General features: G+C 28.6%; 13 protein-coding genes. 2 read left to right on the top strand and 11 right to left on the bottom strand.

Annotated elements, in window-relative coordinates:
- Positions 1-12: 12 nt before the first annotated feature.
- Positions 13-975: an LCP family protein gene (locus B3Z56_RS00355; RefSeq protein ID WP_346846967.1), complete on the top strand. Its 963-nt coding sequence runs from the start codon at positions 13-15 to the stop codon at positions 973-975.
- A gap of 39 nt (positions 976-1,014) precedes the next feature.
- Here B3Z56_RS00355 and B3Z56_RS00350 read toward each other — a convergent pair whose 3' ends face one another.
- The 10 genes from B3Z56_RS00350 to B3Z56_RS00305 form a co-directional block, all read right to left on the bottom strand.
- Positions 1,015-2,748, bottom strand: a complete 1,734-nt coding sequence (locus B3Z56_RS00350; RefSeq protein ID WP_346878031.1) for a phospho-sugar mutase — start codon at positions 2,746-2,748, stop codon at positions 1,015-1,017.
- Positions 2,749-2,780: 32 nt separating this feature from the next.
- Positions 2,781-4,247, bottom strand: a complete 1,467-nt coding sequence (locus tag B3Z56_RS00345; protein WP_346846965.1) for a lipopolysaccharide biosynthesis protein — start codon at positions 4,245-4,247, stop codon at positions 2,781-2,783.
- A gap of 11 nt (positions 4,248-4,258) precedes the next feature.
- Entirely contained in the window at positions 4,259-4,999 is a 741-nt protein-coding gene (locus B3Z56_RS00340) for an N-acetyltransferase (protein ID WP_346878030.1), read from the bottom strand.
- Between the two features lie 258 nt (positions 5,000-5,257).
- Positions 5,258-5,488 (bottom strand): D-alanine--poly(phosphoribitol) ligase subunit DltC, encoded by a 231-nt coding sequence (gene dltC / locus B3Z56_RS00335; RefSeq protein ID WP_346846963.1) that lies wholly within the window; start codon positions 5,486-5,488, stop codon positions 5,258-5,260.
- Positions 5,489-5,575: 87 nt separating this feature from the next.
- A complete protein-coding gene (dltB, locus tag B3Z56_RS00330; protein ID WP_346878117.1) occupies positions 5,576-6,736 on the bottom strand; it encodes a D-alanyl-lipoteichoic acid biosynthesis protein DltB in 1,161 nt (386 codons plus the stop codon).
- Positions 6,736-8,250, bottom strand: a complete 1,515-nt coding sequence (gene dltA, locus B3Z56_RS00325) for a D-alanine--poly(phosphoribitol) ligase subunit DltA (RefSeq protein WP_346878029.1) — start codon at positions 8,248-8,250, stop codon at positions 6,736-6,738. The genes dltB and dltA overlap by 1 nt, the downstream gene beginning before the upstream one ends.
- Before the next feature lie 19 nt (positions 8,251-8,269).
- Positions 8,270-9,454, bottom strand: coding sequence for a D-alanyl-lipoteichoic acid biosynthesis protein DltD (gene dltD / locus B3Z56_RS00320; protein ID WP_346846961.1), 1,185 nt, complete (start codon positions 9,452-9,454; stop codon positions 8,270-8,272).
- Between the two features lie 12 nt (positions 9,455-9,466).
- Positions 9,467-9,610 (bottom strand): hypothetical protein, encoded by a 144-nt coding sequence (locus tag B3Z56_RS00315; RefSeq protein WP_346846960.1) that lies wholly within the window; start codon positions 9,608-9,610, stop codon positions 9,467-9,469.
- A gap of 242 nt (positions 9,611-9,852) precedes the next feature.
- On the bottom strand, positions 9,853-11,406 hold the full coding sequence (locus tag B3Z56_RS00310) for a cell wall-binding repeat-containing protein (protein ID WP_346846959.1): 1,554 nt from the start codon (positions 11,404-11,406) through the stop codon (positions 9,853-9,855).
- Between the two features lie 145 nt (positions 11,407-11,551).
- Positions 11,552-11,878, bottom strand: coding sequence for a hypothetical protein (locus B3Z56_RS00305; protein ID WP_346878028.1), 327 nt, complete (start codon positions 11,876-11,878; stop codon positions 11,552-11,554).
- A 367-nt stretch (positions 11,879-12,245) separates the two neighbouring features.
- On the opposite strand from B3Z56_RS00305, the gene B3Z56_RS00300 reads away from it, so the two are divergent.
- On the top strand, positions 12,246-13,736 hold the full coding sequence (locus B3Z56_RS00300; RefSeq protein WP_346878027.1) for a 4Fe-4S dicluster domain-containing protein: 1,491 nt from the start codon (positions 12,246-12,248) through the stop codon (positions 13,734-13,736).
- A gap of 66 nt (positions 13,737-13,802) precedes the next feature.
- Here the strand turns inward: B3Z56_RS00300 and B3Z56_RS00295 are convergent, their stop codons facing one another.
- The gene (locus tag B3Z56_RS00295; RefSeq protein WP_035130868.1) at positions 13,803-14,798 is read right to left on the bottom strand and encodes a LacI family DNA-binding transcriptional regulator; all 996 of its coding nucleotides are present in this window, start codon (positions 14,796-14,798) and stop codon (positions 13,803-13,805) included.
- Positions 14,799-14,816 lie beyond the last annotated feature (18 nt).

Genomic DNA, 14,816 nt, shown 5'->3' with positions numbered 1-14,816 from the left:
GGAGGAAAATTTATGAATAAAGATAAAAAAATAAAGTCTAAAAAAAAATCTAAAGGATTAACCACTGGCAAAAAGGTACTTATTATAATAGCAACGATCTTAATATTTTCCTTATCAGCTTTAGGTAGCTATTTACTATCTATGGTTGGTAAATTAAACAATGTTGGTTTAGATGATTCAGACTTAGGAATAGAAAAATCTAAGAATACATCCTCTAAAATTAAAAATATAGTTTTATTTGGTATTGACCAAACTGAGGGAGATATTGGACGTTCAGATGCAATAATAATTGCTACTGTTGATTCTCTTCATAAAAAATTAAAGTTAACCTCTATATCAAGAGATAGTTATGTTAATATAGAAGGTCATGGATATGATAAATTAAACCACGCTTACGCTTATGGTCAAGAGGAACTTGCTATAAAAACTATTAATCAAACCTTTGGTTTAGATATTACAGACTATGCAAAAGTTAATTTTAACAACCTTAAAGATATTATAGATACTTTAGGTGGCATAGATATTACTGTAGAAGATTCTGAACTAGGGGATTTAAACGGAGTAATTTCAACTTCTGGTAGACAACATGTAAATGGAACTCAAGCCTTAGCATACTCTAGAATAAGAAAAAATAGTGGTGGCGATGATAGTAGAACTGAAAGACAAAGAATGTTACTTACAGAAATATTTAACAAAGTATCTACTGTAGGCATTCTTAAATTACCTTCGATGGTTAATGATATATTACCTCATGTTCAAACTAGTCTTTCAACTTCTGAAGTTTTAAGTCTGGGAACTAAGGTATTAACCTCTGGAATGACTGATATAGAACAACTAAGATTCCCACTTGCAGAACATAGTAAAGGTGATAAAATAAATAATATATACTATACTACCTTTGATGAAGAAATTACAAAAGAACAAATACAAAAATATATATATGAAGATATAAAGCCAGAAACATCTTCTAATTAATAAGAGCTACATGGATTAAATTCCATATAGCTCTTGCTTTTATTGTGGTAAAAACTCTTTTATACTATTTAAAACAGCATCTTCTAATTTTAATAAATTCCTATCTGAAACTTCATTGTTCTCCCCAGTTACACCTAAGTATATTTTCATCTTAGGTTCTGTTCCTGATGGTCTTACTACAAAATAGCATCCATTGTGGAAGATGAATTTAATAACATTTGACTTTGGTAAATTTATAACTTCTTTACTAGAATCTTCAACATTAATCCTATAACTTAGTTTATAGTCTTCCTTAACAGATATTTTATAATCTCCAAAACTTCTTATATTCTCACTTCTGAAATACTCAATTATATCTTTAATTTTTTCTTGACCATCCTTACCTTTTAGCTCTATGGATATTAACTTTTCTTTATAATATCCATAACTTTCATATAGTTCTATTAATCCTTCATATAAAGTCTTACCTATGGATTTATAATAAAGAGTCATTTCACATATTAAAGCTGCTGCTATAACTGCATCCTTATCTCTAACGAAATCCCCTGCTAAATATCCATAACTTTCTTCAAATCCTAATAAGAATTTATTATTACATGGAGCTTTTTCAAAGTTTCCAATAAGCTCTCCTATATACTTAAACCCTGTTAGAACTTCCTTAATCTGAACGTGAAATTTCTTGCATATAGGTTTTATCATATCTGTGGAAACTATAGTTTTAATTATAGTGCCTTTAGAATCTAAATTTCCTGTTTCTCTTAAGGATGATATTATATAATTAGTTAATAATACTCCTACTTGATTACCCGTAAGAACTCTATACTCTCCGTTATTATCCTTCACCACAGCCCCTATTCTATCACAATCAGGGTCTGTACCAAGAATTATATCAGGATCAAAATCCCTTGCCATTTCTAAAGCTAGCTTAAATACTTTACTATCCTCTGGATTTGGATATGGTGCTGTTGGAAAAGCTCCATCTGGTAGTTCTTGTTCCTTAACTACTGCTACATTCTTATAAGACAGTTCATCTAGTACTCTTCTTACAGGAATATTGCCAGTACCATGGATAGGAGTATATATTATTTTGAGATCCTTACCATGATTTTTTACTAGCTCTTTTCTTATGGTAAGCTCCTTAACTCTTTCTATATATGAAGTATATATTTCTTCCCCTATATAGTTAACTATTTTTTTTTCAACTGCTTCCTTAGTATCCATTACTGTAACCTGAGCAAAGGAATCAATATTATTTACAAAGGTTATAATTTCATTAGCTGATGCATCTGTAACTTGACATCCATCACCACCATAGACTTTATATCCATTATACTCTTTAGGATTATGTGAAGCTGTTAATACTATACCACCTTGACAGTTTAACTCTCTTACAGCATAAGAAAGCATAGGGGTAGGAGTAAGCCTATCATATAAGTATACTTTTATTCCATTACCAGCTAAAACCCTGGCAGCATACTCTGAAAACTCCTTAGACATATGACGAGAATCATACGCTATTGCAACCTTTGGAGAAGTATATTTATCGTTTAAATAATTAGCAAATCCTTGTGTTGCCTTTCCTACAGTATATATATTTAACCTATTACTCCCTGCTCCAATTATTCCTCTTAATCCTCCTGTTCCAAATTCTAGATCTTTATAAAATCTATCTTCTAGTTCAGTTTCATCAATAATGTTTTTTAATTCTGCTCTAGTTTCATCATCAATTTCAGGTGAATTAACCCATAAATTATATTTATCTCTATAATTCAATTATACCCCTCCCTATTATATATTTTACGTTCTTACACTTTTATTTTTTTGTCTTTAAATATCATATCTTTCATACTTTTAATAGTATTTCTATATAAGAATAAAACTATTAATATAACTATAACGCCAATAATTACTGTAATAATAGAAAATTCCATAAAACTTGAATGTAAAGCAAGAATTGATATAGCTAATATAGCTTTTGAGGTTCTCCCTATACTATAATCTACCTTATAAAGTCTTCTAGATATTAAAGTTCTTGCATAATAAAATACTATATATGCAATTCCTGTAGAAATACCAGCCCCCTTAACTCCTAACATTGGTACCAAAATACTATTTCCTATAACGTTAAATAGACAAGCTATTGAAGCTATTATTATGTGATATTTAGGTTTCTTTTTAAAATTTATACCTCCTACTGATACCTCTGACATTGTGTATAATACAGGCATAAATACTAAAAATGGCATTATGTAAGATGCAGATCTATACTTATATCCTAAAAGCAATACAATTACATCTTTAAACAATATTAGACCGATTCCCACTCCAAACATAAAAAAACTAACTATATCATTGATATTTGAAAAAAACTTTGTATCCTCTGGAGCTTTTTCGTACTTTTCAAAAGCCACTGGTATCCAAAAGGTTGCAAATGATGTCTGTAATATGTTTAATATGGCTATTATACTATTAGCTGAGCTATATATTCCAACTTCATAATCACCGTAAAAAGCTTTTATTGCCATCTTATCAGCAGATTGGAATAACCATGTAACCAATACTGTAAAAATTAATGGTATTCCGTATTTTAAGATATCTAATTGGGAATTTTTAAGTTTTTTATCTTTAATGTTCTTAAAGTTCCAACTATCTCTCTCAGTAAATATAGATATACCTGCTACTACAACATTAGAAATCAAGGTTGCATAAGCAAGAGTTAAGAAACTATTATTATATATCATAAAGAACAATGCTATAGACATAAGATAACTAAGTTTTTGCATTACCTGTAGCATAGAATATAGTCTTCCCTTTTGCTTCATTCTTACTGTCAAAAGTGAAAATCTGCTTATAGAAGCTAAAGTTATATTTAATATAAGTAATATTATAAAATTTGGATTATATTCAGATATTATATACTTTGATATAGGAATTTTAAATATAATTATTATAATTGATATTAATATATTTAATAAAAAAGGAATCTTTATACTTTCAAATAATAATTTATTTCTATTTACTTCATCCTCTTCATAAAAAAATCTTACATAAGATTGGTCTAATCCACAGGTTATAATTAACATAAGTATACTAGCATATAAATTGAACATTCCAAACTTACCATATTCCACAGGGTCTATTATCCTAGTTATAATTGGAGATGATATAAGTCCTATGATTAATACTAGCCAATTCCCTACAGAGAAAGATATAAACTTTCCAAGTAAAGAATTCTTTTTTATACCACTTAATTTTAAATTTAAATTACTCATAATTTTTAAACCTACTGATTCTCTAGAAGTTGATCCCCTGGTACATCTCTTAAAACTTTTGCTGGACTTCCAACTACTACTTTTCTAGCTGGTACATCCCTTGTAACTAAAGACCCCGCTGCTGCAAATCCTTCCTCTTCTACAATCTTACCTGGAAGTACTACTGCTCCAGCTCCAAGTCTACCACCATTTTTAATTGTAATACCTTTGAACTTTCCAAATCTCTCCTTTGAACGGGCTGCATAATTATCATTCGAAGTTACAACACAAGGTGCTATAAATACATAATCCTCCACAGTAGAATATGCAGTTAAATATACATTAGTTTGAATCTTACAATTTGATCCCACAACGCAGAAGTTTTCTACAGTTGAGCCTCTTCCTATAACTGTTTTTTCTCCTATAGTTACATTTTCTCTTATAGTTGCCATGTCTGCAATTAATGTTTTATCTCCTATGATTGCTCCTCTATAAATTATAGTAGTAGCACCGATTAAACACCCTTCTCCTATGGTGCAGTTTGGTAACTTCTCTTCATCTTTAAATATACTGTTTATTCCCCTCATCGGAGTTTTACCTATAACAGTATTATCATCTATCCTAACATTATCTTTTATTATAGTATCCTCATGAATAACTACATTATGACCAATAATGCAGTTATCTCCTATAGTAACGTTATCTTCAATAACTGTAAATTTTCCTACCTTAACATTGGTACCAATGGTGGCTTTTTCCGATATATAATTCATAAATTACACTTCCTTTTTTTCTTTTAATTGATTTATATTGTCTTATGAATCATAAGCTTTGATACAAATCCATATATAACCTATTATGCACTCTATTTCTTATTCCTATCTAACAGATATATTATATCCTATTTCACAATTATGTTCTATAAAAATAAAACTCATCTCTATTTATATAAATAGAGAATGCTAAGATATTTTAATATACATTAACATTCTCTACTTATAAAACCTTTATATTTATGTTGATATTTTATATTAAACTCTACTACTTAGAAATGCACTCAAATTATTAGTAGTAGCCATATCTTTTCTTTCTAAATCTGTTGGTTGAAGCTTAATACCAAATACCTCTTCTATTTTTAGTAACACTTCTATAATTCCTAATGAATCTAATAATCCAGCCTCAAATAAATCTAAGTCTAAATCCTCTCTTATTTCATCAGTTCCAGTTACTTCTTCAAATATATCTAATACCTTTTCTTTCATTTAATTTTCCTCCTAAAACTTAATTTATCTAATTTTATTATACATTCTATATATTATATATTTATCAATATTATTAAATTTTTATCTTTATTTATGAGTAAATAAGTACCCTGAGAATAACAATAATCCAAAAGAAGCTACATGGAAATTAATTAAAACCTGAACTCTTTGAAACCATTTCTCTTTTTTATGTTTTTTATAAAACTTAGATTTTCTTTGTAATATATCTGTAAGTACCAAAACACTACCTTGATATATTCCATATATTATATAGAATACTTCTAATCCATGCCAAACTCCCATTATAAGCATAGTTATCATTTGAGCAAAATGAGATGCCCTAAATCTATCTTTAAATCTTTTCTTTCTCATAGAGTTTAAAAGAATTCTAGAGTATAGATAATCTCCAAACCACCTTGAAAGAGATATATGCCATCTTGTCCAAAACTCCTTCATATCCTTACTAAGAAATGGTTTGTCAAAATTCTCTGGTGTTTTAATACCAATAATATAGCTTGTACCCACTGCGAAAGAGCTATATCCCGCAAAATCAAAGAATAAATATAAACTATAAGCATACATATAGTTCAAACTATTTAAGAATGTTATATCCGTTGGAATTTTACTCATCCATAGAGTATTTATAATATACGCTATTACAAACTTATATCCTACTCCCCTAATTATTCTTTTCAATCCTTCAAATAAGTAATTATTTATATAATCCTCTTTCTCTATTTTAGTATTTATATTTTCTTCAAACCTTCTATACCTATCAATGGGACCTGAACTTAATGTTGGGAAAAATATAATAAAATATACTAAAGTAGAAAACTTAATTCCTTTTATAGTCCCATCATATATCTCTATAATTATCTGTATAGCCTTAAAGTTCAAATAAGATAATCCAATAAATCCTATAGGCCCATAGATTGATTTAACTGATACCTTTGTTATTATTATTGGTAACATTGATAAAAATAGTACTAAGTAATATATAAATTTATTATCTGTTCTATCCCGTATCTCTAAGTATGAATTGATTAATATGATTTCTCCTAGTAAAAACATTATAAATAATACAATTCCTACTGACTTTACTCCTATAATCACTCCTACCATAAATATGGATAATAATATACCATAGGGTTTTATATTCTTGCCCTTTATACCCAAGACTATAGCTGGAATAAGTGATAATAATAGTATATACAGATAGAAATAATCTCCATACTGTGTTAACTTTATCATTTTATTTCCTCCATAAGTCTTTTTCTATCTATTTTCCCATTAGTATTTATAGGGAATTGTTTTATTATCTTAATATTTCTCGGAATCATATAAGATGGTATATACTGCTTTAATTCATCTTTTATTAATATAGAGTTTCTAAGATTACTTAATCCGTTATCTTCATTTAATGTAACTGCACCCATTATATGAGATATCTTGTCATCCTTATATATAGGAAATACTGCACAGTTATTAACAATATTTACTCTTCTTAAATTATTTTCTATGTCTTCAAGCTCTATTCTAAATCCATTTAGTTTTATTTGGAAATCCTTTCTTCCGCAATAATAAATCATATTACCATCATAGTAAGCTAAATCTCCAGTTCTATAACCTCTAAGTAGTTTACCTTCTATATCTTCGTTGAAAAATACCTTTTTAGTAATTTCCTCATTCTTAAAATATCCCTTACTTATGCTATTTCCAATAGCTAGTAATTCTCCTTTTTCTCCTTCTGTCACAGTATTACCATTTTCATCTACAATTTTAAGAATAGCACCCTCCATTGGATATCCTATTGGTATTTCTCTACTATCTTCAATCATTTCTTCATTTACATCAACTGCTGATAATAATACTGTTCCCTCAGTTGGACCATATCCATTTATTATCCTAGCTCCAGGAAATCTTAACATAAGTTCTTTTACTAGCTTCTTAGATAATACCTCTCCAGCAAATACGAATGTGTTTAGTTTAGGCATTAATTCCTTATTAAAATTACTGTCTTTAATACATATTTCAGCCAATGCAGGTGTAGAAACCCATATCTTTATGTTTGAAGTCTTTAAAGCATTAAATAATCGTTTAAAGTCCTCTAGTGTATCTTTTGATAAGCTAAATAATGTTTTACCACAAATCAGCCCTAAATAAATTGGTATTACTGATACATCAAATGAATAAGATACTTGATTCATAATCACATCATTCTCTTTATTTATTTTAAGAAATTTTTCAAACCAATTTGTAAAAGAGTCTATATTATTTTTAGTTATCTGCACTCCTTTTGGTAAGCCTGTACTACCTGATGTAAATAATATATAGGCATTCTCATTTTCTTTTAGCCAATTATCCGGAGATACTATAGCTCCCTTATATCTTTTTATTTCTGTTAACATTTCTTCTTTACTAAAAACATTATCATTATCTATAAGACTATTTGTAAAATTTACTATAACTTTAGGATTCACCTCGTTTATTACCTGATTAACTCTTTCTATAGGAAACGTTACATCCAAAGGAACATATGCTCTACCAGATTTCAATGCTCCTACAATTAATACTAGTATAAGATTATCCTTATTACCGTAAATAACAATAGGTGACTTATCATCTCTATACTTTTCTATCATGTATGCTGCAAATTCATCAGAAAGCTTGTCTAGCTCTTCATATGTAAGTTTTTCTTCATCGCAAATAACTGCCATTTTTTTATCTATTGAATACTCCCTTATTTTAAGTAATAAATTCACTTTTGTTACCACCTTTATATTAATCTTTAAAATGATTACTCATTTCTTCTGATACATTTAGCCAGCCTTTCCATCCTAAATGCATTACATCAGTTAAATAATACTTTTCATATTCATGCTTTTGTAAGTTTAATACATCAAAATTATTATCTTTAGCTATACTTTCTAATTTATTATAAAACTGTGTTCTTTCCTCCTCTAAAATTCCTGTATAATCATAATACCAACCATTTACATTCATTAAAATTATATATGGTTTAATGCCTAAATCCTTACATACACTTAGTAGAAACTTAAAATCTTCAAATTCTGCTGAATCTAAAATATCTATATCTTTATATGCATTTTTAAGACTAGACTCTTTATCTTTTAAATATTTATTGTAATATTCATCAGATGCATTAAACATATTATTAGAAACCTTCTCCATACCCTGGCTCTCAGCAATTTTATACTGCTCCTTAAAGTCTATTGATTTTACAGTATTAACATTAGATTTGTCTGGTAGTGATTTCATCTCTTTTAAAAGAGCAATCTTATCTCTAGTTTCAAGTAACTTCTGTTTTGTTTTAAAATAAGGTAGAAGACAATTATATTTTACTTTATCAATGAAAGTTTCTCCTATAAATAATTCTGCATAGACTCTCTCCTCTTGATATATATCAGAGTCTTTTAACAAAGTAGCAACTCTCTTTGCTAAATATGTTTTATTTTCCTTTGATATTTTAGGATTATTTAGAAACTGATAGAATTGCAAATCAGAAAATAATGGAATAAATTTTTCACTACCTATGCCATCCTTATTCCAAAACCATTGTAGCGAAGCTACCAATGCTACCTTAGAATTATTATAATTGTCACCTCCACCTAGCATAATTGCATGTTGAAGATCTTGAACATGTGCACTTCCAAATATACTTATGTCATATTTACTATCATTAAACGGAAATAAGTTAACAGGATTTTGTGGAACAGGATTGTTTAATTCTGATGATCCCAATAGCATTAAATCATTGTTTTCTAAAGATATATCTCTAAATTCAACTCCATTTTTCTTAATATCTCCACCATAAGCATGCTTAATGGTTGCTAAATCTTTACTACTTTTTAATTGTTCAATTTCTCTGTTTACTATTAAATTAAATATAGAAATAAATATTATTGCTACTATTATTGGTATAACTATAATAAATGATTTTTTCATAACTTCCTCCTACTAGAACTGATTATAAATAAATGGTATTTCCTTAGCTTCTTGAAGTACATAAAGTAAATACGCGCTAATTAAGAATAAAGTTAACATAATCATTGCTAAGATCTCACCTTTATTTAATTTATACTTCTTAAAAAATTTCTTCATATTATCTACCACCTAATTTCCTATTTTATATGAATATATAAAATTATATTTTAATCAAGAATTATAAGTAATGTGTTTATCTAATTCCTTAAAACAATTTTACATACTTAGTATTTTACTACAATATATATAATATAATCAATATAATGTATTATTTTATAACTTTTAATAAATAAGATTTATTAACTTTATTAACAATATAAAAATTGACCTAAGACTAACTATCTTAAGCCAATTCTTAACTATATCCCAGATTCATGAATATATGACGGTACTTTTGGATTAGATGTTAATCTTATAAATAATTTACTTACCGATTTATAACCTATCCCTTCTCTTATCATATCTTTATTATCTAATTTATACTCACTACATGCATTAAGAACTTTTTTCTTTTCTTCATTATTATCTGCAACACTTTCTATTAATTGATGTCTTGAAATTCCTGAGATTTTATCCTCTCTAGCTAAAAATCTACAATCTTTTATAAGTCCATTTACATACAAACTGTTAACTGTATTTCCTGTAGCTATGTGTTGCAGATGGGTTTCATATTTATAACTATGGGTAATGTGTGTTACATTTTTAAAGGTATTTTCAAAATACAATACAGTATCTTTTAAAAGTTCGTTATTTATTTTATCTTCTGGTTGATTTAGAAATACTACATTTTCTAATTTTACCCCTAATCTACCTATTGCTGCTTTAAATTCATTGTATCTTAAATTTACCTTCTGCTCATGTGTAAGACCCTTGTATCTTTCGTAATTAAATACGTTAGATCCACTTCCATCTGTAACTAGAACCATATAAACATTGTTACTTCCTACAGACTTTATAGCATCTATTACAGTGCTTCCCCCAAAAATAGTTTCATCATCTTGATGTTGCACATAGAATACCACTTTATCTCCGTATAAATAACTCTTAGCACGACTTATAGCAATATCACTTATATTTCCTAAAACAGTAGCACTGTTAGCACCTGCAATTATACTCTTATCCGAATCATCCGAAACTAAAACTACAGGTTCCTTTAATACTGAAGCTGTTAATGCATCAACTAATACATGGGACTTGCTTAAATTAACATGACTTTTATCGTGGAAAAATTGATTAATAACATTCCTATTAGTATCAAATCTATCTATTCCATCAACTCTAGTAGAAAAACTATTAAAATTAGCGCTCATAACTCCAGTACCACCTATAGAGTAAGCTTGTACATTTTTTCTATACTTAGTTGAATTACCATCTGTTAAGATTACAGGATTCCCTTTCCTTGCTGCTACTGGTGCTATACTCATAGCATCAGCTTCTCCATTAATTCCATTTACATAATATATTTCTTCTATATCATTTATTTCTTCAATTTTATTTGCTATTAAAATAGATGTATCATATCTATCTTTTCCACCAATCCTTATAGCCTTTTTACCCATCTCGGTTATCTTTGACTCTATATTGGAGGAAATTACGCCCTTTCCACCTACAATGTATACAGTACTTGCTTTTTTCAGCCTGTTAAGCGTTACTTCTGGTAGGCTATTGGATTGAGTCAGTAAGATTGGAGAGTTTACTGCACCACTTAACCCACTAGCAGAAAGTCCATCTGCTAATGAATTTCCATTAACTAAAATAACAGAAGAATATTGCATTTTAGATGCAATAATAGATGCTGTTTCATACCTATCTATACCACAAATATAGTCCATATCTATTCCATATGCACTCATTATATTGAATGTTAACAATATAAATAAACAACCTAATATCTTTGTCCAACATCTTATCATATCAACTTCCTCCAAATATCGATAAATTATCAGTATAATACTATTATTATATCATATATTTACAAGTTACATTATAATTTTCCTATATTGACTTGTTTCATTTAAACAAAGAGCAAAACATAATAAATATATTTTGCTCTTTCCTTTATGCTATTTCTTCATTACTATCTTTATTATTCTCTTCAAATCTGAATTGCCCATAAGCAAATCCTTTAAACATATCAAAAGTTAAATCATTAACTTTCTGATCTTCTTCAATCCAATTAGTAAATAATTTAAATGGTTCTTCACTAAAATATTTTGAATTTACTCTTGGGAATCCTTCTAATAGATTAAATCCTTCTTCCATAGCCCTTTTCACTTCTTCTAGATTATATCTAAAGTAGTATCTATGGTCACTATTTAAAATCTCCCCTATTACAAAACTATTGTTCTCTTCACTTTTCCATATAAGATTAATTTTATTACTCATTATAATCTCCTCCTTCTCTCAGTCTTCTTATAGTTAAAATATTTTCTTCATCATAAAATTTTATTATAATCCTTTTAATACCACGTTAAAATATCTTCTTTATTAATTCTATGTTTTTATTATTATATTTATTTCTATTTTAAATATAATAAATTTCATGGGTATAAATACTTAATTTTTTAACCAATAATTAAACCTTTATTAGTATATAACTATGTGACCCTAATTTCAAATATATTTATCATCACTATTATATTTTTACCAAATTTTATTTTTCAATGCTTAACCTATTGCATAAAAATTAAATGATGCTATAATTAGTTTTGGTTAAAAAATTAACAATGTTATGAAATTAGGAGGGATTTTATTGTTTACTTTTGATACATCGTTAAAAAAGATTAAGCATGAGGTTCTAAAACAAATTGTCCTTTTATCTATTAATGATAATCTAAATACCAAAGAAATATTCAATATTCATAAATTTATAGTTGATAAAGATACTCCTGCATATAGATGCTGTATTTTCAAAGAGCGTGCCATAGTAAATCAAAGAGCTAAACTGGCTGCTGGATATATGCCTATAGGGGATGAATATAGTGATCTTATTGATATTAAAAATAACGAACAAATTATGTACGTCATAGAGGCTGCTTGTGATAGATGCCCCATAGACAAATATACAGTTACAGAGGCTTGTAGAGGTTGTATTACTCATAAATGTAAGGAAGTATGTCCTGCTAATGCCATGATGACTGTAGGTGGTAAATCATATATAAATCAAGAGTTATGTAAAGAATGTGGACTTTGTAAGAAAATTTGCCCTTACAATGCTATATCCGAAGTTCGTCGTCCTTGTAAAACTTCATGTCCAACTGGAGCTCTCAAGGTAGATGAAATCACTAGACGTGCTATTATTAATGAAGATGACTGTATTCAATGTGGAGCTTGTATGACAGCTTGTCCTTTTGGTGCTATATCTGATAAAAGTCTTGTAGCTCCTGTATCTAAAAAATTATATCAGAAAAAGCACAACATGATTGCAATCGTTGCCCCATCAATTTCAGGTCAAATGGGCAATAATGTTTCAATAGGTCAAATTAAATCTTCATTGAAAGCTATTGGATTTTCTGATGTGTTTGAAGCATCTTGTGGTGCAGATATGGTAACAATGCACGAAGCTAATGAATTTGTAGAGAGAATGGAAAATGGACAAAATTATATGACTAATTCTTGTTGTCCAGGCTTCTTTAGCTACATTGAGAAAAAGTTTCCTACTGAGGTTTCTCACATCTCCAATACGGTATCTCCAATGATTGCAATGGGACGTGCTATAAAAAATGAAACTCCTGATGCTAAAATAGTATTTATCGGTCCATGTACAGCTAAGAAAGCTGAAGCTAAAAGACCGGATGTAGCTGGAGTTATTGACTACGTGCTAACCTTTGAAGAGCTTTGTGCTATATTAGATGCTTTCAATACCAATCCTGAAAACTGCAGTGAAGAGACCCTTGAAGATGGCTCAACTTTAGGTAGGGGCTTTGGTATGGCTGGTGGACTTACTGCTGCTATAGAAAATTATGTTAGCACAGAAAATATTAATATAGAATTTAAACCAGTAAAAGTTTCAGGTTCTACAGAAATAAAAAAAGCTTTAAACATGGCAAAAATAAATAAACTACAAGGTAATTTTATTGAAGGAATGATGTGTAATGGTGGATGTATAAATGGTGCTGGAGTCTTTTCAGATCCTATGACCACTAAGGGAACCTTTATTAAAGAAGGTAAAAGTTCATCTATAAAAAATGTATCTGATAATAAGGCTAATAAACTTATGGGGAAAGTATCCTTAGATAGATAAACAATAAAAAAGTGGATTTTAAAATCCACTTTTTTATTGTTTAAATTATTTTATATTTAATTCTATTTATTTCTTACAAGAATCTCTTTCAACTATGTTATATGGTAATCTATAATAAGTCTCTTCAACTGGAATTTTATTTACAAGCTTTATAAGAAGTCTCATTCCCACAGAGCCCATATCGTATAGGGGACGAGAAACTGTAGTAAGCTTAGGATAAAATACTCCTGATAATGCTATATTATCAAAGCCTATAACATTTATATCTTCTGGTACCCTAATTCCTTTTTCTCTTAAAGCATTTATAACTCCAAGAGCTGATTGATCACTTCCACATAAAACTGCATCAACCTTATTATCTTTTATAATATGAGTGATTCCTTCAAAGCCGTCCTCATATTTTAAACTTCCAAGATAAACTAGTTTTTCATTGAAACAATTCTCTTCATCCATGGCGTCTTTATAGCCATGATACATCTTTTTATATTCAGTAGCATTTTCTTTAATGTATCCTATATATGCTATGTTTTTATTATTTTTTGAGAATAAATAATTTACAGCATCATAGGCAGCAGTATAACTATCTATACCTACACTAGGAACATCCCCTTCATCATCCATAGCACCTATTGATACTACAGGAGTGCCAACAGATTTTATAGCTGCCTTTATCTCTTTATCTAGACGGTCTCCCATATATATTATACCGTCTACCATCTTCTCTCTTAATATATTAAAACTTTCTTTTTCTCTACTCTTGTCTAGATCAGTATTACATAACATTATATTATAATTATAAATACTTGCTAAGTCCTCTGCCCCTCTTACAATCTCAGGGTAAAGGGAATTTGATATATCTGGTATTATTATACCAATTGTGCTTGACCTTTGAGTCTTTAAGCTTCTTGCTAAAATATTTGGTCTATAATCTAACTTGTCTATTGCATCTAGAACTCTTTGCTTTGTCTCTTGATTAACTACATCTATATCATTTAGTACTCTTGAAACTGTTGCAATAGAAACATTTGCTTCTTTTGCTACATCTTTAATTGACGCTGCCACTATATATCACCTCTCTTA

The sequence above is a fragment of the Clostridium sp. UBA7791 genome (assembly GCF_002480755.1).
Lineage (GTDB): Bacteria > Bacillota > Clostridia > Clostridiales > Clostridiaceae > Clostridium_J > Clostridium_J sulfidigenes.
The sequence above is the reverse complement of the archived record's forward strand: the minus strand, read 5'-3'. Positions and strand labels throughout refer to the sequence as shown.